The following is a 19,390-nucleotide window of genomic DNA, read 5'->3' as shown; positions in this document are numbered from 1 at the left end:
AAGAGGTCCATGCCCCTTGGCAGTTCCCGCGCCGTCGACAATCTCGACGACGAGGACTATCCCGCCTACACCATGGGCCGGGCCGCCGAGATGCTCGGCACCACTCCCGCCTTTCTCCGCGCCCTGGGCGAACACCGCCTGATCACGCCCCTGCGCTCCGAAGGGGGACACCGTCGCTACTCGCGCTATCAGCTGCGCGTCGCTGCCCGTGCCCGCGAACTCGTCGACCAGGGCACTCCGATAGAGGCCGCCTGCCGCATCGTCATCCTCGAGGACCAGCTGGAAGAAGCCAGGCGCATCAACGAACAACTGCGCACGCAGAGCGGCGAGTCGCAGGCGAAGACATCGGCCTGACAGGACGCCGGCCCGAGAATCACCGGCTGCCGGCGTGTGCCGGGACCGCGGCGGCCACCCCGTGAGCCCAGCTCTCCGGAGTTCCGCACGCCGGGCGTCTCTTGACCGTGACGGCGCCGGAAGCCTTCGCTCGGCGACGGCAGCGGCGGCGGACCCGGTGCCGGGGCAGCACGGCAGCCCGGTCGGCGACCGGGGCGACGGCCGGAGCGTCTGTCGGACGCGCACAGCCCGCCCCGCGTCCGCGTCCGGCACGGCAACGGCTCCACGGCAAGACGCCCTTGCGAGGCCGCGAGGAGTCCGCTTCCGGCGCGCGGGCCGCGGGTCCGGCCGGTCCCGCGGCACAGCCGCCCGTCGCGGGCGGAGCCACTGGTGCCGACGCGGTGGGTCGGACAAGCTCGGCGCATGGACTGGATGCCCTTGCTCTCTACGCTGGCCGGTGCCGTCATCGGTATCGCTGCCACTCTGATCGCCGATCGCAACCGGTGGAAACGGGAGGAGGCCAGACACGCGCTGGAAGTCCGACGCGGCGTGTACACGGAGTTCGTCTCTGCGCTCAAAACCGCGGGTGAGGAGATGCGAGCGGTCGCCTTGGGTGATCACATGTCCGAGTCGGCGCGTGATGCGGCTGTGCGGGAAGCCGTTCGTGGCACGGGCATCTACACGGCAAGTGAGCGCCTGTGGCTGGTGGGTCCGCGGCAGGTTGTGGCCGCGGGGAACGAGGCGTTCCACAGCCTGCGGGCGATCCGTGACGCCTACGCCCGGGGGGTGGCAGTCGATTCCGTCGAGGCGGCGCCCCTGATAGCGCGGCGGCGCACGGCCATGGCTGAGATGCGTCGCCTCATGCGTGAGGACCTGGGCATCGGGCCCCTGGACATCGAGTGACCGTCACCAACCCCGCTCAACAAGGCGCTTCGTACTGCTCGGCGCGGCGTTCCGCTGCTGTCAGCGGTGCGGCGGAGAGCCCCCGGAATCCGCCGGGCGGTCCGGGGGCTCTCGTGCGGCAACGGGTGCCGTCACCACCACTCGCCGTGGTCGCAGACCACCCGGAAGCTGCCCACGACGCCGTGGCGACCGAATCCGTCATGGCCGTCGAAGCCGAACCCCCCGCCCTCGTCGCCGTGGCCGTGGGGCACCACGCCGAAGCTCTCGCTGCGGGGTCCCACGGTGGCGATCGGAGGGCCACCGTCGCAATTGAAGCCCCGGAAGACCTCGACGGTCCTCCTGCTTTCGTTGAGGACGTTGAAGCTGTGCGCGCCCAGTCCGCTGGCCGCGGTGATGCACCCCTCCACGAAGGCGGGGTACGAACGTTCGTTGATGAAGATTCTTCCGCCTCCCCAGCGGCCGTGACCGCGTCCACCACCGCGGTGACGTCCACCGCCGTCGCGGTCACCGTAGCGGCCACCGCCGTCGCGGCCTCCGCCGTCGCGGCCTCCGCCGTCGCGGCCTCCGCCGTCGCGGCCTCCGCCGTCGCGGCCACCACCGCGGCCGCCGTCGCCGCCCCAGTTTCCGCCTCCATCACCGGCCTTGGCGCCCGAAGGAACCGTGGCAGAAGAGACAGAGGCTGCGAATGCGGCGAGTTGCAAGGGCTGGGTGGCGTGGTGGGCCGGCAGGGCGGGGTGGTGCGGTGGCTGGGCTGCCCGATGGAGGGGCGGCGAGGCTGGGGTGGACTCGACGGGCGAGGCATAGGTGATGCCGGCGGCTGCAAGGACGGTCGCGCCTATTCCGGCACCGACCACGAAAGCACGCGAGGGCATGGGCACTCTCTCTTTCTTAGCTGCGTTGGCCGGACGACCGACCTGCGATGAACGTACCGAGAGCTCGCACAACCGGCATTCCGGGCGTGGCCAAGGTGTGAGACAGTGAGCCAACCAGGTGTCAGAGGTCCAAGAAGACGCCCCGAACGACAGGGGCACCCCTCCCAACGACCGGCCACCGGCCACACAGTGGTACGGCATCATCCGCCGGCTTGTGCCGGTCGCCGGCACGCCGCCCGCCGTTCAAGGGCACCGGCAGGTCCCTGGCCGACCGGAAAGCCGGACACCTCGCAGGCCGGCCTCGAACGTCGGCCGGGCCGGGGTCATCGCCGGCACTGCGTGGCGAGGTGGCTCCCGCCGGGACCTCCGCCGTGAGACCCCCAGGGCCGTACGTCCGCCGGGCAGCCGGACCGCCGGTGTCCTCGGCCGCGGCGGAGGACCCGTGAATCCGACGACGTCACCGTCCACCGCCTCCGCTTTCCTGGTCTTCACGACCCCGCGAACGGCCCGCCGTACGGCGACTTCGCGTGCTCGGCGACCGCGCCCTCCCCGCCCGCCCTGGAGCGGGTCGCAGGGGCCCGGGCCACCTCCTGGTCGTCCGTCACCTGTGTCGGCTGAATCCCCGACGGCGAGGGCAGCCCGGCCAAGCACGTCGCGCAGAGCCTGCCGCCTGCACTCGTCCGGCCGCGACCACACATCACCGGACGACCCGGTCGGCACATCCCGCGCGATGAACGACGCCGGACACTCCTCCGCCGGCCGTGCCGCGGCGGCGATGACGCCGCCCGGGACCGGGCCGCGTCGAACGAGATCTGTCCGTCCGCCACCACGACGGCCCTGTCGTCCGGCACGACGCGCTGCGGCAGGTTCCCGTACCAGCCGCCCCCCGCCGGCCCACCGGCAGCCGAGGCGCCAGGCGGCGCTTCGGCTCCAGGACAGGAGGATACGGCCAATGGCCGGGGCAACAGGCCCCTTGAGAAGGGACCACCCCTCTCGCAGCGTTTGTGGATCCGGCACATTCAGCGTGCGATCCGGTGACCCCGGTGCCGAAAGAGGATTGCGCCGAAAATCAGGTCGGCAAGCAGGACGACGGCCCCGATGATCAGCAGATAGAACAGGCCGTGTGCGGCGAATCCGATGATGCCCAGTACGAGGGCTGCGATGATCAGAAGCAGAAAAAGGATCATCGAATCTCCCGGTGACCTCGGTGGCTCAGCGGCGGGCCAGGCGGCGTTCGCCGCCCGCACCCGGGGCGTAATCGAGCGAGTAGTGGGCGAAGACACCTGACTCGGCCGAGGCCGGGAGTTCACCGTCCGTGTCTATCGCGGGGGCCTTCTTGACCACGCCCTTGTCGTAGGCGACCTTCACGTACCCGGGGCCGACGGTCGCTGCCGTGAGTGGCACGAACACCAGTCGACGGCGAGTGGGCAAGCCGGTCATGACCGTGGCAAAGATCGGCTTGTCTGTAGCGGTGTCCACGTACACCGCCTCTAGGGACCCGATTTTGTGGCGACCGGGATCGAGCACGTCATGGCCACGCCATTCACGGATGTCGCTTGCCTCGAACATGATAAACCTCCGCACTCGCGAGTACCCCCTGGTCGCGCGGCAATGTCTCTCCGAGCGGCAGTGCGGCACTGCGACCGCTTTCGGAACGGTTCTCTCAGACGCCGGCGATGCGCTCACAGAGGCATTGCGGCCGGTCACCGGCGCCGGCGTCGGCTACCGGGAAAAGCAGAGAAGGTACGCCGCATCCCGTGGCGCGGCACCGAAATCCCAGCGCCGTACGGCATGAAAATGGGCCCGCGCGCACCGTGCCGCGTCGGCAGGATCGCAGAGTGCCCCGGAGGAAAGCGCAACCGCCGCGTAGTGCATATGCCGCCCGGCATGGGGGAACCGGAATGCGTCCCCTTCAACCTGGAGGAGGAAATTCGATATGAACCAGGACAGGACGAGCCGGTCGGACCTTACTCAGCCGTTGCGAGTCGTCGCCTCAGGGCTCCGCCGCTTGCCCGGGGCCGAGCAGGTCGGCCACGTCGCCGATGGCGCTCTGGACCGGATCGGAGCCGTCTCTCCCCGAGGTCGACGCATGGCGGTGTACACCGGAGCCGCAGTGCTTGGTGTGACCGGGGTGGTGGAATGGCCGGTCGCTCTTGCCGGCGCGGCCGTCGCCTGGCTGACCCAGCCGCGTCCAGGCCACGGAAGGCACGTGCCGACACCGGCGGACGCTCTCGGTAGAACGGCGCCGCGCCGTACGGCACCCGGGACGGCCGAACCCGCTTCCGCCGGACGCACCGGCGCCGTGCACCATCCCCACGGAGCCGGCGACAGGCTGGCCCCTTCCCACTTCCACCTCGAGCATGCCGAGGGTCACGTGCACGAGGAGCCCGCCAAAGTGGGGGACCCCGCCACCGCCTCGGGACTCAAGCAGGTCGCAAGAGCCTCGGCCCACCACCATGGCGCAGTCCCGCCAGGACAGGACCACCCGCACGGGCAGAGCCGCCAGTGACGTGAGTCGGAGATCTTTCGGCAGTTCGTTCCGGGGCCGCCGACCTCGACGAGGCCGACCTGCCTCAGGTGGCGTCGGGCCGTCGGAGAACCGAAGGCCCGTCGCAGGCTTGCGATCCAACGAGGTGTCTCTGAATCGTCAGACCGGGCCCACGGCAGTCGGAACGCCGACCAGCAGGGTCATGCGGAGGCGCCCGGCCGCCCTGTTGCCGTGCCGGGCGTTCACCACCCATGGTTCATGCCCGGTGATCCCCGCGTCGGCGGGAACCACTGTCGGCTCAGGCACGTCCGGCCGATGCCGGAGACGGTTGCCCGGCGTGCACCCCGGGCGCGGTGGCGTCGTGCAGCCAGGCACGACGTGCACGGCGGAACCGCGGTCTCGGGGCCGCCGGTCCCCTCCGCCTACCGGATCAGGTGTCGCATCTCGCTTTCGTACAGCTCGGCCGGGTCGAGCCCCATGCCGGTGAAATGGCCTGCCAGCTCAAGGGAGAGGATGCCGTGCAGGCGGGTCCAGAAGAGCAGGGCGCGACGCAGGGCAGCCGGGGGTGCGGGATGGCCGGCCGCCCACTGCCGGTGCTCGGCCAGGTGGGCTTCGAGGCGGGCGTGGTCCGGGGTGCCGGTGTCGGCACCGCTCGACCGGGCGGCGTCGAGGAGAGCTGTCATGATCTCGGACGCGGTCACGGTGACGTCGTCGGGTGCGTGGTAGCCGGGGACCGGCGTGCCGAAGACGAGGAAGTAGCGCTGCGGGTCGTCCAGTGCCCAGGTGCGAAGTGCGCGTCCCAGGCCGGCAAGGTCCGCGCCCGAGGCGGCAGCGCCGCGGACGCTGTCGGCGAGACTGCGGTAGGCGTCCCGGATCAGCTCGGTGATCAGCTCGTCGCGACTGGCGAAGTACCGGTAGAGCGCGGGGCCGCTCATGCCCATCTGCTTGGCGATGGCGTTCAGGGACAGCCCTGGCGCCCCGGCGGTGGCGATCTGCTCCCAGGCGCGCTGCTTGATCTCGGCCCGTAGCTGGGCCCGGTAGCGCTCGCGTGGTGTCTCCTTGCCCGCAACGGTCACGTGCTCATCCCTTCTTCCCCCGTACCTGGTCGCATCCGCCGCGTTAGAGCCTATAACGAAGGTTCTTGACCGTCACGTTGTTGGTGAGTTATAACCTCTAACGAACGCGTCAGCCAATAACTGACGGAGGATCGAACGGAGGTCGTCATGAACGTGGGAGAAATGATCGAGGTCGTTCTGCCGGGCAAGGTCGAGCCGGAGGGTCTGGAGATGCGGCAGGGGACCGTCCCGACCGCCGGCCCGGGTCACGTCGTCGTCCGCATGGAGGCGACCGGTGTCTCCTTCGCCGAACAGCAGATGCGCCGTGGCCGCTACTACGACCAGCCGCCCTTCCCGTTCGTGCCCGGTTACGACATGGTCGGCACCGTTGTGGCGGCCGGGGCCGGCGTCGCCGGGGGACTCGTCGGCACCCGGGTGGCCGCGCTGCTCAAGGTCGGCGGCTGGGCCAGCCACGTGGTCGTCGACGCCGCCGACCTGGTGCCGGTTCCGGACGGGATCGGCGCGGCGGAGGCGGAGACCGTGGTGATCAACGGCATCACGGCGTGGCAGATGCTGCACCGCAAGGCCCGCATCCGCGCCGGACAGACCGTCCTGGTGCACGGCGCCAACGGGGGAGTCGGCTCGGTCCTGGTTCAACTCGCCCAGGCCGCCGGGGCGAAGGTGATCGGCACCGCTTCCGCGCGGCACCACGCCGCCCTGCGGGAACGAGGGGTGAGCCCGATCGACTACCGCACGGAGAACATCCCCGCGCGCGTCCGCCAGATGGCCCCGTGCGGTGTGGACGCCGTCTTCGACCACGTCGGTGGCCGCAGCGTCGTCGACTCCTGGAGCCTGCTCGCCACCGGCGGCACCCTCGTCTCCTACGGCAGTGCCTCCACCCGCGACGCCCAGGGCTCCACACAGTGGCCCGTGCTCAAGCTGCTCGGCCGTGTATGGGTGTGGAACACACTGCCCAACCGCCGTCGCGCGTACTTCTTCAACGTCTGGGCCGGACGGGCCCTCAGTCGCAGCCGCTTCCGGGCCCGGCTGCGCGCCGACCTCACCGAGGTGTTCGAAGCGCTGCGGCGCGGCGAGATCACCGCCCAGATCGCCGCAGAGTTCCCACTCGCCCGGGTCGCCGAGGCGCTGCGGCTGGCCGAGTCCGGCACCGTCGCCGGAAAGGTCGTCCTGCGCGCCTGACGATCCGCACGGAAGCCGGCGAACACGTCGGACTTCGCCGGCGTCGTCCCCCCGCCCTCCGTGCCGTCACGACGCGACGACGTTCGGGCGAACCCCGTCATGCCCAGACTCGAGCACGTCCGGCGCACGCTCACCGACGTCCTCGTCACCGCGACAGTCCTCGCCACTCCGGCGGTTGCCGCCCCGCCCAGCCCAACCGGTCACCCCGGCAAGCCGGGATCCGTCTCAGCGCGCGCTGAGACGCGGAGTTCTCCGGCGGATCGTCCCATTGTGCCTCCGTCCGGCGCTTCGCAGCGGCTTCACCGCGCCCGGGCACGCGCCCCTGCCCGGACTCCGGGACTGCGAGGGGAGACCTGCCGAACCGGTCTGACCGGCCCGAGCCGACGCGCCGAACGACGGCGGTCAGAGCCTGCGCCAGCGCGCGCAGCACCAGGAGAAGACACCGAACGCGGTCAGACCGAGTGCGATCAGGCCGAGCAGCCACGGGCCGGCCGGGAGATCGCGGAAGGAACGCAGCGTGTCGTCCATACCCTTCGCCCTGCCGGGCTGATGGCGGACGGCCGCGACGACGGTGAACCCGCCGGCCACGGCGAAGACGACACCGCGCGCCACTCCACCGACCACACCGAAGAGGTCGGTCGTCCGCCGGGCCCGCTGCGACATCGCGGCCGTCCGCAGATCGTCGCGGAACCTGCGCCTCATCGCCCGCACCGAGATCCACAGGCCGGCGACCACCACGGCCGCACCGGCGACTCCCGCGAGCCACTGCCCGGCCGGCCAGCGCAACACCACGGCGGTGACATCGTGTGTGCGCCGGTCGGAGGAGCCGCTTCCGCTGCCCCGGTCCCCGGCCGCGAAGGACAGCACGGAGAAGGACGCGAGGACGTAGAAGAGACAACGGCCAGCCGCCGCCGCCCGCTCGGACGGTTCGGCACCCTTCGCCCCCGCGCCGCCGAACACCGCTTCCGAGAGCCGCCACAGCGCCATGCCGGCGAGCGCGGCCCCTACGAACCACAGCAACACCGCCCCGAAGGGCTCTCCGGCCAGTTCCTCAAGGGCACCGCCGCGGTCGGCCTGTCGCGCGCCGCTGTCGTGGCCCATGGCGATCTTCAGGGCGATCACGCCCACGAGGAGGTAGATCAGTCCGCGCGCGGCGAAGCCGGCCCGGGCCGCCACGGCCATCGCAGGACTGTCCGCCGCGCGACGGGCCCGCCCCCGTCCCATGAGCGCCCATGACTGTGCATCCATACCTCGCCGATGCCCCGGGTTTCCAGCCCGACACCTCGGGCTCGCCGGCCGCGCTGCCGTCCACGTTCGGCCGGTGGTGAGGCTGTGAAGGGGACTCGGCGGACACCTCGGTCACGTGCGGGCTCGGCCCGTCCCACCCGGGTGCGCCAGGCATCGGCGTTCGTCCAGGTTGTCTCCGGCCCGACTCCGCTCTGCTGATCAGGTGTCCATACGTCGTCAAAGTCGTCAGAGCGGTCCAGCCGTGGGATGTCGCCGAACCGTGCTCGCGCCACACGGTCGCCGGCCTGCGCAGGACAGCTGCTGGGGCTCCGGACGGGTGCTGGGGCGTGGTGCCGGAGGCGAGCGCCGGTGCGCCCTGCACGCCCTCTCCACGGACCCGGCCCGCAGGCCGCACGGTCAACGCATGGGGGATACGTGGGTGCAGGAGTGTGCGGGCCGTGGTGACGGCAGCGGATGCCCGCACGGGGCCGTGCTGACGATCGGGGCGGGGAAGCCGGAGTACCGATGCGATGACTGCCGGCACTTCTGGGAGCTGGACAAGACGGAGCCGGGACGCCGGGCGTGCGAGGACGATGGGCTGACCCGGCCGCCTGGGGATCCGAGGGAGGCCGGGCCGGGGACGACAGGGCCTGACGGGGTGATGGTGACCGATCTGGGGAGAGGACCGGCCGAGGGTGTCCCACCGACGGCTGCTGCCCCGGCACCGACCATGCGGCCCTCCGCCTGACCGAGGCGATCACACGAGTCCCGGACGGACGCGTCAGCGACCAGGACTTCAACCCAGGTGGTCGATGGGGCTACGCGGGGTCGGGTGGGTAGGTCAGGTGCCCGTGCCGGACTCGCGCGTGCTTGTCCAGGACCGCGGGCTTCGCTGTCGTGGGCGACATGATGTGCACGACCTCCACACCGGCGGCGATCAACGCATCGGTGATCAGCCTGCGATGGCAGCGCCAGGGAACCGCTTCGCTGCACATGATCGCGGGCCGTTCCCGCTCCGCCAGCTCGAGCAGCTCGTCAAGGCCCTGCGCGAACTCGTCACCGGCCATGTAGTCGGCGTAGTCGCGGAAGGCCTTGACCCGCCAGGCGCCGTTCTCGCTCGGTACGCCCTTGGGAGTGTGCCGTCGGCCGCCGAGCCTCGGAACCCACCGGTATGCGATGTCGGGAGGCAGCGCGTCGATGATCGCAGCCTGGTTCCACTGCGGGAAGTTCCGCGACGACGGGAAGGAACGGACGTCCACCAGACAGGTGATCCCGTTGTTCCGCAGCATGTCCAGCATCTCGTCGAAGTCGCGCGTCGAATGCCCCACGGTACAGACGCGGTTCGTCATCCTGCTGCCTCGTCCAGGTCAGGCCCCTTGCTCCACAGTTTCGTCACCGCACCATTTTTGTGCCCGGCGATGTGGTCGGTCATGTCGCTCCTGTTCGGCGCTGTCGCGGTGCGGCCTCGGCCCACTGGCCGCAAGCGAGACGCTCGTCTGCCTGGACGAGAACCCGCCGACCTGGAACGGAGCCCGGTCGCCACCCCAGCGCACGCACGACGAGCCGACCTCGTCGAGGTCGACGGGCTGCTGACTTTCCAAGGCGGTGCAGGAAAGACCGGAGGCCCTGCACGCGACTCTTCCCCCGCGGCAGCTCCTGGTGGAGGAAGCCGTCGCCCCGTGGTCGATCGGAGCCTCGACGGTCCCGCGACGGTTCATGTTCAACGTCGGGTGTTCTTGGCCGCTTGGTCGACAGTGACGCCGAGTCGGCCGGCCACGGTCGTGAGGGCCGTTCCGAGGGGGAGCGCGACTCGAGTGAGGGCATGCCGGTCTCCCCGGGTCGGGTCCCGGTTGACGATCACCACCGGCTTGCCGGCCTGGGCCGCCTGGCGGACGAACCGGAGCCCGGACATCACCGTCAGTGAGGAACCCAGGACCAGCAGCGACGCCGCTTCACGGACGAGCTTGCGGCAGTGCTCGACCCGCTCGGGCGGAACGGCTTCGCCGAAGAAGACCACGTCCGGTTTGAGGACGCCGCCACAGATCGTGCAGGGCACCACACGGAAGTTCCCGACCTGTTCGTCGGTGAGGTCGGCGTCACCGTCCGGGTTGATCCCGGCGGCCACCGGTTCGAAGCCCGCATTGGCCTCCTCCAGCCGCCGGGCGAGTTCACGGCGGGGGCTGAAGTCGCCGCAACGGAGGCATACGACCCGGTCCAGGCCTCCGTGGAGCTCCACGACACCCTGACTGCCGGCGGCCTGGTGCAGACCGTCGACGTTCTGGGTGATCAGCCCCGAGAGCAGCCCCCGCCCCCCGAACGCGGCCACCGCCCGGTGCCCGGCGTTCGGGCGGGCACGGCCGAAGGTGCGCCAGCCGAGGTGGCTGCGCGCCCAGTACCGGCGCCGGGCCTGAGCGCTTGCGGTGAAGTCCTGGTACGTCATCGGGGTGTGCCGGCCCAGGCTCCCGCCCTCGCCCCGGTAGTCGGGGATGCCCGACTCCGTGGAGATGCCCGCCCCACTGAGGACCAGGACACCACCGGTGCTCAGCACATCGGCGACCGGCTCCAGGTCCGTGGTGGCCGGCGGCAGAGCCTCCGTAGGGGTCCAGCTCAAGGTGGGGCGCATGCGCATGCGCCCAGGGTACGGAACAGGCGGAATCCAGTCGCCGTACGTCCGGCGGATGACGCACCGTACCGGGCCGACCACCCGGCCGACCTCCACCGGTCGGCCCCGCGCCGGGGCGGCGCTACGCCGCGCGGGTCGGCGGGCTGCTGGACGGGCCGGCTGCCCCACCCCTCCTCCACCGGCGTGCTGTGCCGCCTCCACGCGGAGACCGGGGTGCTGCCGGTCGCCCGGCCTCGACCGCTTCACCGACGTCGTCCGGGGGTTTCGTTCGGATCAGCCCGGGTCCGCGGCGCCCGGCACGGCACCTCGCCGCGTGGCCTGACCACCCGAGTACGGCCGGTACGCAGGTGATCCTCCGCCTCGCGACGCACCGCACCGGGCGCCGCGGCCTGTTCGACCTGATCCAGACGAAACCCTAACCGCACGTCAGTGTTGGCATCGCCCAGTCGCCGTGGTCGTTGCCGTTACCGTCGCCGGCGTCACCGACCTCGAGGTCGACCACCTGGGCGCCGCTGACGTCCACGTCGATCGGCAGCGCGGCCTGTTTGCCACGGATCGTCGGCGTGGTCACCAAGGTCCTGCCGTCGGCGATCACGGAGAAGGTCACCGTTCCGGCGCCACCTGTCTCGTCGTCGACACCGACGTCCGCCGTCAACCGCGAGCACTGTCCGGCGAGGTACAACTCGACGTCGCTGACCGAGTTGGTGCCGAGGCCCTTGGTGTAACCGACGCCGGCGATGCTGATCGGGCGCCCGTCCCCGGCGGCCTGCTCGCCGACACTGGTGTCGCGCTCCACCGGACCCCACCCGTTGGTGGACGACAGGAACGGTAGGTCGCTCACAGCGCTTTTCCCGGCCGGCGGAGCCGGTGGGATCCCGCCGACGATGCGCTCGTCACCCTCGGCGGACTGCTGTCCGTTCTGCACGTAGTGCACCGTGGCGGCGAGTGCGGAGGCGGACGGCAGCGTCCCGGCAGGCGGATGGACCACCCAGGTGAAGGTGGCCGATGCGCCCGGTTGCAGGCGCTTGACCGACGTCGGGCCCGTGGCACTCGTGCTCCAGCCGTCGGGCGCGGAGAGCGAGGCCGTCAGCAGGGATGCGGACGGTCGGTCCTTCGGCACCCGCACCGTCGCCTCGGCCGTGAAGGTCTTTCCTGACTGTGCGGTGTTCGGCACGTCCAGAGTGAGATCCGCTCCCGGACGCTTCGGCATGGCGTACTTCTTGTGGTCGTAGCGTGGGCTGTCGTTCTGCGCGACGTGCAGGGACGAGGCATAGCTGCCGTAGTCGGTCAGCGAGACCCTGCCGAGCCCGCCGGTGCTGCCGTCCAGGTTCCACACGGCGATGGCGATGGTGTTCCGGCCGTTCGGATCCAGGATGCCGTTGGGGACCGGGAAGGTGTGCTGCGGGCCGAGGTAGTTGACGTAGTTGCCGACCTGCCAGCCGTTCACGAAGAGCGTGGCACGGTACTTGCGTGACGGGTCGTCGGTGAAGGTCAGCCCGAGCGAGGTGTCCTGGCCGTGCGGCAGGTCCAGGTTGACGCCGGTGCGGTACCAGGAGACCCCGGGGCGGGTGTCGGTCGCCGGCAGGGACACCCGGTTCCAGGTGCCGTCCGGGTAGCCCGGCAGGGACCAGCCGGCTCGTTCGCCGTAGAGGCCGCCCGTCGAGAGCGGGCCGCGCACCGTGTCCTGCGGGTCCTCGCCCCCGCGTACGCCCTGCAGCCGCCACGTGACGGTGGTCAGCGGCGCCCCTACGAGGGAGGCACTGGTCAGGCCGCGCGCGGTCTTGTTGCCGTTGGTCGAGTTGTAGTCCTCCTCGTGCCCCATGTTCACGGTGAGCACGGAGAGGACGTTGTCCCCGTCGGACGTCACCGAACCGGCGGGGAACGTGAAGTCGGCGCCGCCCGTCGTGGAGCTGCCCAGGAATGTGCCGTTGAGCCAGGCCGAGAACGCCTGCGCCTTGCCTCCGGAGTCCGAGACCAGGTGGATGCCTCTCTCTTTGCCGGTGGCGCGGAAGCGGCCCCGGTACCACGTGTTGCCGGTGTGGAACCCGTAGTCGTCCGCGTAGAGGATCGGCAGCGAGTTGGCGCCGGAGACGCTGTTGGTGGTCGTCCTGTCGGCCACCTGCCAGCTGGAGTCGTCGAAACCGGGGGCCGCTTCGGGGGACCCCTCGGCATGCTTCCAGTTCGTCAGCGCCGGCAGGTGTACCGGGGCGGCCACGGGGATCTTCCCGGTGAGGCTCCCCGTGTCGGTGGCCTGGGTGGCCAATGGCGTGCCGTTCCACGTGACGTGGTCGGCGGAGGTGAACACCTCGATGTTCTTGTCATCGGCGTTGTCACCGGTGAGTGCCACGGTGTGGCCGCCGTCCAGGCTGGTCGCCGTCCGCAGCAGGTGGGTGCCGCGCACGAGTACCGGGCCGGTCGCCGTGTCCTGACGCCAGAAGGTCCGAGCCGTCGGCTTGTCGCCGACGAGCAGCAGCAGCGGGCGTGATCCGCCGCCGGTGATGCCGATGCGGATCAAGTCCTTGTGCGTGTAGTTCAGCCGAAGGTCACCGGTGGCCGCGTCCCACGTGGTCGTCACCGCGCCGCCGCTGCTGGTCACGGTGGGTCTGGAGGAGTAGCGCAGCACGCTCTCGCCGTCGCTGCCCGAGTCGCCGTAGAGCACGGCGACATCCCGGTGGCCGACGGTCGCCCGGGTCATGATCTCCGACGTCGAGTACTGCAACTGCGAGTCGCCGAGCCGGTAGTCGGCCACGATGACATGCGAGTCGCGCCCGTCGAGCGTGATCGCGGTCCCGGGCTGCTGCGGCACGACCGGGTAGGTCGGCGTCGCTGTCGCGGCCGTCGGAACGTCGATGGCGTCGATGGACACGTAGTCGTCCGTGGACCCCGAGCTGTGGTTCCCCTTGACGACGATCTTCAGAGTGTGCGCCCCGGGCGTCAGGCCGGTCTTCTGGAAGATCACCGCTTGGTTCTCGCCGCCGGAGTCGTCGACCGTCGCCGCCTTGGTGCCGTCGAGGTAGACGTCGGCGTAGCCGTGGTTGTCGGTCTTCGAGCCGATCCAGCGGACCGCGGTGCCGTCGAAGGGGACGGTCACCGCGTCGCCGGCCTTGTTGGAGAACGACTCGGTGTGCTTGTAGTCGCCGCCGGTGTAGCTCTGGTCGGCCACGTGCGACCACGAACCCGCGTACTGCAGCGCGGAGTCGGGGTCGTCCCAGGTGTAGGTGGTGTCCGCGGACGGCTGGGCGTCGAAGTCGAGTGAGATGTGGGTCCGGTCGACCGCCGTGGACGTGGAGTTGCCGTGCCGCAGGACGTGGAACTGCGTTCTGGTGTCGGGGTTCATCCGGGCGGTGTCGACGACCGAGGAGTCGTCCGGCGGCGTGGCCCTGATCGCCTCGGTCTTGGTCAGTGGGGCGACCGACTGCGTGAAGTACCCGATCAGCTTGTCCTCGTAGTACTTCGGGTCGAGCTGGCGGTTCTCGCGGATCGCGGCCCCGTAGTCGTAGGAGGTGTAGTTCTCCGGCATGCCCAGCCAGCCCCAGTTGGTGCCGCCGTAGGTCATGTAGAAGCTCTGCGCTGTGGCGCCGACGGCGATGTTCTGCTTGTAGAACACGTCGGCGAACCGGTCGTTGATGAGCTCGGCGCACTTGTCGTAGCCCGGCCCGCCCCAGGGGTCGAAGGCGCCGCCCTGGAACTCCGGCGAGTACAGCGGCCTGCCGTCCGGGTGGTCGTAGCCGATGTCGGGCACACCGTTCCACTTCGAGGGGTTCGAGCAGTTGAAGCCCTGCGGGTAGGAGTCCGGTCCGTCGACGTCCAGGGCGCCGGTACCGGAGTTGAAGGTGCCGTTGTTGTTGCCGGTCAGCGGTACGGTGATGCCGTCGGCGCGGGCCTTGTCCTCCAGGTGCTTCATGTAGGAGCGGCCGGCGGCAGAGCCGTTGTAGTACTCGTTCTCGACCTGGTAGGCGATGACCGACCCGGTGCCGTTGGTCAGCTGATGGCGGGCGATGACGCGGTCGATCCGGGTCAGCCACTCGTCCGCGTACGTCAGGAACTGCGGGTCGTCACTGCGGTTGTGCCCGCCCTTGGTGGTGAGCCAGCCGGGCAGGCCGCCGCTGTCGACCTCCGCGTTGATGTACGGCGCCGGGCGCGCGATCACGTAGAGTCCGGCCTTCTGAGCCATGTCGAGCAGCTTGTCGACATCGCGCACCCCGCTGAAGTCGTACACGCCCGGCTTCGGCGAGTGGTACCCCCAGTCGAAGTACAAAGAGGTGGCGTTGAACCCGGCGGCCTTCATCTTCTGGAAGATGTCGCGCCACAGGTCCGGACTGGGGAGCCGGAAGTAGTGGAACTCGCCGGACCACAGGTACGTGCGCTTGCCGTCGACGAGGAACGAGTAGCCGTCGAGAGTGACCGTGTGCGTCCGCGGACTGGCGGCCGGCGCGGCGGCGGATGCCCGCGCCCCGGCGTCCTTGGCCGCAGCGGGCGCGGTCACCCCTGCGACCAGGGCGATCGTCGCGGCTGTCGCGAGGAGCGCCCTCCGCCGGCGAGGGCGACCGGGTCTTTCCACCTCTGGGCCGATCCGATTACTCCGCACAGCGGCCTCCATAGGGACTGAACAATCAGCACCAAACAGACTCAGGCAAAGTCGAACAGTAAGGGGGCACAAGGCTCAACACAATGGGGCGGGACGAAACAATCGAAGCGTCAGGGGCCGCTCCCAAACCGTGAGTCCTGGGCGCCCGCCGGCTGTCCGTCAGGGTGCACGCCTTCGGACGCGACGGAGCCGGGCAGGGGAACACGGCGCGGATCGTGACGTAGGTGACGGGGTGCCAGTTCCCTGCGGAGCGTGGGGCGGCGCCTCCGCGTGACCACGACGTCCGGGATCAAGAGCCGTGGACGGGAAACGTACCCAGTCCTGGCCGCGTTCTTACCCGCCGCTGAACTTCGCCTTTCATGCCACGGCTACCTTCCCTGCGAGATGCAAGATCAGTTTTGGACGGGGAGACCGGTGCGGTGAGGCGACGTAACGCAGGCAGCAGGTTCTACGCTCCGCTGGCCGGCGTGATCCTGGCCCTGTCCGTCGCCGGCTGCGGCACGAGCGGTGGCGGGGCAGCCGGCCCGGCGTCAGCCTCCGCCGGCGCAACGCCCGGGGCCGCCTCACACGTCCCGGCTGTTCCTGCCGCCTGGCACAAGTGGGGCCTGACGCCGCTGCCGGCGGCTCCCGAGCCGCCGGCGGACAAACCCATCAAGCTGTCCGCGACCGGCCCGGTTCCGGTCTTCACGCACGTACCGACATCCCAGAAGGTCGTCTTCATCACCGTCGACGACGGGCTGGAAAAGGACCCCAAGTTCATCGAGATGATGCGGGACCTGAAGGTCCCGATCACGATGTTCCTGATGAACGACGCCGTCAAGCCGGATTACGGGTACTTCAAGGCACTGCAGGCGATGGGCGACCACATCCAGAACCACACCCTGCACCATCCCGCGATGAACACCATTTCGCTGGCCCGTCAGAAGCAAGAGGTGTGCGGCGACCAGAAGATCCTCACCCAGCAGTACGGCACGGCGCCGCTCCTCTTCCGGCCGCCCTACGGGGCGTACAACAACAACACCAAGATCGCGGTGGGGGAGTGCGGGCCCCGAGCGATCGTCTGGTGGCGCGAGTCCATGCAGATACGCAATCTGCAGTACCAGGTGCCGAGCAAGAGGCTGCGGCCCGGCGACATCATCCTCGCGCACTTCCGCGGGCCTGCGGAGCTCAAGGGCGCCACCATGACGGACATGTTCGCGAATCTGCTCAGGCGTATCCAGGAGCAGGGTTTCGCCGTGGCTCGCCTTGAGGACTACATCCAGCCGCCGACCACACACTGAACACCCGCGTTCCTCCGGGCACGACCAGGGCGAGGAACACGGGGACGAAGGTGGTGACGGTGCGCGGCAGCCTGTGCCTCGTGGGCGGGTGGGGAAGCCGGGTTCGCGGGTGGCCGCTTCGACTTCGGGCGTCCCACTGGCGCTGATCGGTAGCAGCGGCAGGTCGCCGCCGCCCATCTCTTCCGCGTGACGCAGCAGGCGTCCTGCCGGTCCACCGTTCAGCCGTCGCCGACACAGGAGCCGCCGTCGGCCGGTTGTGCTGCCCGACCTGCCGCGGAACGAGATCGATCTCCCTTGTGCCGCACGGCGTCACCGCCCGCGGCACCAGCTCCCGGGGCGGGGTCGCCGGTCCACGTCGGCTACGGAACCGTCACCCTGCGCGCCGCGAAATCTGAGTTCGGTAAGGGAATGTAGGTCAACGCTCACCTTCCTGTCTGAATGAGGCGTCGGCCGCCCGCGTATTCACGGGTGCACCACAGGACGAAGTCAGCGGCGAACAGCGTCGGCTGACGTCCCACCAGGAAGGAACACGGTCATGTCCTTCGCCAAGATCATGCTGGCCAAGAAGGCCAAGAAGAAGGAGTGCGGCGCCGCCGCCAAGGCCAAGCACCACAAGAAGCACCACCACCGCAAGCACAAGAAGGCCGCCGGCAAGTAGCCCGACGTCGCGGAAGACCACCAGACAGGCAGACCGTGCCGGGGTTCGTTGGCACAGTACAGGTGCGCCACGGATCCCGGCGCGGCGTCGGACCGGGCAGTGCCCAGGGAAGCGTCGGCCATGTACACCGCAGCAGCCACCACCACGTCCGTGGCCGAAACCGGGGCGGGAGCCGCGGCCGGTGCCTCGTCCCGGATGCGGCATGCCCGTATCTCACCCTTTGCCGCGTTCCGTACGTTCTGGCCGCTGGTCAGCGTCAACCGCGTGGCAGTGCTGGTGTCCGCCGTGCTGCTGGTGGTCTCCGCCGGGTGTGACGCGGGCGCGATCGGCATCGTCGGCGTTCTCACCGATGACGTGCTCACCCGCGGAGACCTGGCGGCCTTCTGGGAGCCCGCTGCCCTCTGGCTCGGGCTCGCCGTGGCCGGCGCGATCGCCTCCGCGGCGGGCGGCTACCTGGCCGGCTGGACCAGCGAGCATTTCCTGCTCGGCCTGCGCGACCGGGTCTTCCAGCACCTCCATCAGGTGTCCCCGGACGCCCTGGACCGCTTCGGCACCGGCGACCTGGTCTCACGCCTGACCGGCGACATCGAAACAGTCGAGTCGCTGGTGGCCTCCGCGCCCGTGGAACTGGTCACCTCCGCCGTCGGGGCGGTGGTGTTCGCCACCGCGGCCCTGTGGACCAGTTGGCAACTGGCCTTGATCACCCTGGCCGCCGCCCCGTTGATCTGGTTCGGTGCCCGGTGGTTCGGCACCCTGATGCGCTCCGCCACCCGCGCCGAACGCGACAGCAACGGCCGGCTCGCGTCTCTGCTGGAGGAGAGCATGGCCAACACGCTCCTCGTGCAGGCCTACGGCCGTCAGCAGGCCGAGGGCAGCAAGGTGCACCGCGAGGGACGCAGGTGGATGCGTGCCGGACTGCGGCAGATCCGGCTCTCGTCGGTGTACGGGCCGATGGGCGAACTGGTCGAGACCCTCAGCGTGCTGGCCGTGATCGGCGCCGGGGCCTGGCAGATCTCCGAACACCATCTGAGCGTCGGTGGCCTGCTCTCCTTCGCCGCTTTCCTCGGCTACCTCCACCCGAGGCTCCAGGAACTCGGCGAGCTCCTTGTCAGCGCATTCTCCGCAACCGCCGCCTGCGAACGCCTCATCGAGGTGCTGCGCACCGGCCCGGTGCACAACACCGCCCCACGCCCGGACATCCCGCCGCTCGCCGAGCCGGTGCGCGGTGCCGTCACCTTCGAGGATGTGGGTTTCTCCTACCCCGGCAGCGGTCGTCCGGTGCTGAACCGGCTGCACCTGGACGTCGCCCCCGGCCTGCTGGTCGCGGTCACCGGCCCCAGCGGCGCCGGCAAGTCCACCCTCGGCAAGCTGCTGCTGCGCTTCCACGAGCCGTCCCGGGGCCGCATCCTGCTCGACGGCCGGAACATCGCCGAACTCCCCGTGGAGGAGGTGCGCCGGCACATCACCCTGCTGCCGCAGGACAGCATGCTCTTCGACGGTACTCTCCGCGAGAACATCACCTACGGCCGTCCCGACGCCGGCGAGGCGGAGGTGCTTGCTGCCGCGGTCGCCGCCGACGCGCACGTTTTCGTCAGCGCGCTGCCCGACGGATACGACAGCCCCGTAGGCAAACGAGGCAACAACCTCTCCGGCGGCCAGCGTCGCAGGGTCGCCCTCGCGCGGGCCATGCTCCGCACCGCCCCCGTGCTCATCCTCGACGAGCCCACGGCCGGACTCGACGACGACTCCACGGCCCGCATCATGGCACCGCTGCGCCGCCTCACCGCCGGCCGCACGACCTTCCTGATCACTCACGACGTACGCCTGACGGCCCGGGCGGACCTCGTCCTCCACCTCACCGGGGGCACGGCCACCGTGACGGCCCCGGGCACGACATGGCCGACGGCGGCGGAGCACGACGTGGCGTGACGGCCGTCGCTGGTCCGGCCGTCGGGGAGCCGCGCGCCGGCTCGAAGGACCTGCTGCTCCACTGCGCCCGGCCGCCCGCTCGCTTGTTCCCCTGACCTGGTTCCGCCGTCTTCTCGGCGCCCCGTGCCTGGCTACGGTGAGTCTGCGCAGAGCGACGGCCGAATGGGCCTCGCCGCCAAACATGCTGACAGTCTCGTCGGGGCGCCCTGAGCCTGATCCACCAGGGCCTGGAGG

Annotated in this window: 14 protein-coding genes; 6 read left to right on the top strand and 8 right to left on the bottom strand. The window is 70.3% G+C overall.

Features of this window, described 5'->3' with window-relative positions:
- The first annotated feature begins 9 nt into the window (after positions 1–9).
- Positions 10–354, top strand: coding sequence for a MerR family transcriptional regulator (locus AC5WRT_RS26830; RefSeq protein ID WP_496093727.1), 345 nt, complete (start codon positions 10–12; stop codon positions 352–354).
- Between the two features lie 402 nt (positions 355–756).
- A complete protein-coding gene (locus AC5WRT_RS26825) occupies positions 757–1,236 on the top strand; it encodes a hypothetical protein (protein ID WP_496093728.1) in 480 nt (159 codons plus the stop codon).
- A 131-nt stretch (positions 1,237–1,367) separates the two neighbouring features.
- Here AC5WRT_RS26825 and AC5WRT_RS26820 read toward each other — a convergent pair whose 3' ends face one another.
- The 4 genes from AC5WRT_RS26820 to AC5WRT_RS26805 all read right to left on the bottom strand — a co-directional run bounded on the left by AC5WRT_RS26820 (position 1,368) and on the right by AC5WRT_RS26805 (position 5,672).
- On the bottom strand, positions 1,368–1,643 hold the full coding sequence (locus tag AC5WRT_RS26820; protein WP_496093729.1) for a hypothetical protein: 276 nt from the start codon (positions 1,641–1,643) through the stop codon (positions 1,368–1,370).
- Between the two features lie 1,484 nt (positions 1,644–3,127).
- The gene (locus tag AC5WRT_RS26815; protein WP_496093730.1) at positions 3,128–3,295 is read right to left on the bottom strand and encodes a hypothetical protein; all 168 of its coding nucleotides are present in this window, start codon (positions 3,293–3,295) and stop codon (positions 3,128–3,130) included.
- A gap of 25 nt (positions 3,296–3,320) precedes the next feature.
- Positions 3,321–3,677, bottom strand: coding sequence for a PRC-barrel domain-containing protein (locus tag AC5WRT_RS26810; protein WP_496093731.1), 357 nt, complete (start codon positions 3,675–3,677; stop codon positions 3,321–3,323).
- A gap of 1,341 nt (positions 3,678–5,018) precedes the next feature.
- Entirely contained in the window at positions 5,019–5,672 is a 654-nt protein-coding gene (locus AC5WRT_RS26805) for a TetR/AcrR family transcriptional regulator (protein ID WP_496093732.1), read from the bottom strand.
- Between the two features lie 147 nt (positions 5,673–5,819).
- Between AC5WRT_RS26805 and AC5WRT_RS26800 the strand changes: the two genes are divergently transcribed.
- A complete protein-coding gene (locus AC5WRT_RS26800) occupies positions 5,820–6,851 on the top strand; it encodes a medium chain dehydrogenase/reductase family protein (RefSeq protein WP_496093733.1) in 1,032 nt (343 codons plus the stop codon).
- A gap of 402 nt (positions 6,852–7,253) precedes the next feature.
- Here AC5WRT_RS26800 and AC5WRT_RS26795 read toward each other — a convergent pair whose 3' ends face one another.
- The 4 genes from AC5WRT_RS26795 to AC5WRT_RS26780 all read right to left on the bottom strand — a co-directional run bounded on the left by AC5WRT_RS26795 (position 7,254) and on the right by AC5WRT_RS26780 (position 15,289).
- Complete coding sequence (locus AC5WRT_RS26795; protein WP_496093734.1) at positions 7,254–8,099, bottom strand: DUF1206 domain-containing protein; 846 nt, start codon at positions 8,097–8,099, stop codon at positions 7,254–7,256.
- Between the two features lie 797 nt (positions 8,100–8,896).
- Entirely contained in the window at positions 8,897–9,427 is a 531-nt protein-coding gene (locus tag AC5WRT_RS26790) for a DUF488 domain-containing protein (protein WP_496093735.1), read from the bottom strand.
- A gap of 371 nt (positions 9,428–9,798) precedes the next feature.
- On the bottom strand, positions 9,799–10,707 hold the full coding sequence (locus AC5WRT_RS26785) for an NAD-dependent protein deacetylase (RefSeq protein ID WP_496093736.1): 909 nt from the start codon (positions 10,705–10,707) through the stop codon (positions 9,799–9,801).
- Positions 10,708–11,116: 409 nt separating this feature from the next.
- A complete protein-coding gene (locus AC5WRT_RS26780) occupies positions 11,117–15,289 on the bottom strand; it encodes a beta-galactosidase (RefSeq protein WP_496093737.1) in 4,173 nt (1,390 codons plus the stop codon).
- Between the two features lie 419 nt (positions 15,290–15,708).
- Between AC5WRT_RS26780 and AC5WRT_RS26775 the strand changes: the two genes are divergently transcribed.
- The 3 genes from AC5WRT_RS26775 (at position 15,709) to AC5WRT_RS26765 (ending at position 19,156) form a co-directional block, all read left to right on the top strand.
- The gene (locus AC5WRT_RS26775) at positions 15,709–16,569 is read left to right on the top strand and encodes a polysaccharide deacetylase family protein (protein WP_496093738.1); all 861 of its coding nucleotides are present in this window, start codon (positions 15,709–15,711) and stop codon (positions 16,567–16,569) included.
- 535 nt (positions 16,570–17,104) lie between these two features.
- A complete protein-coding gene (locus tag AC5WRT_RS26770) occupies positions 17,105–17,227 on the top strand; it encodes a hypothetical protein (protein ID WP_496093739.1) in 123 nt (40 codons plus the stop codon).
- Positions 17,228–17,347: 120 nt separating this feature from the next.
- On the top strand, positions 17,348–19,156 hold the full coding sequence (locus tag AC5WRT_RS26765) for an ABC transporter ATP-binding protein (RefSeq protein WP_496093740.1): 1,809 nt from the start codon (positions 17,348–17,350) through the stop codon (positions 19,154–19,156).
- The last annotated feature ends 234 nt before the right edge of the window (positions 19,157–19,390 follow it).

It is taken from the genome of Streptomyces sp. NTD91 (assembly GCF_059510455.1).
The sequence above is the reverse complement of the archived record's forward strand: the minus strand, read 5'-3'. Positions and strand labels throughout refer to the sequence as shown.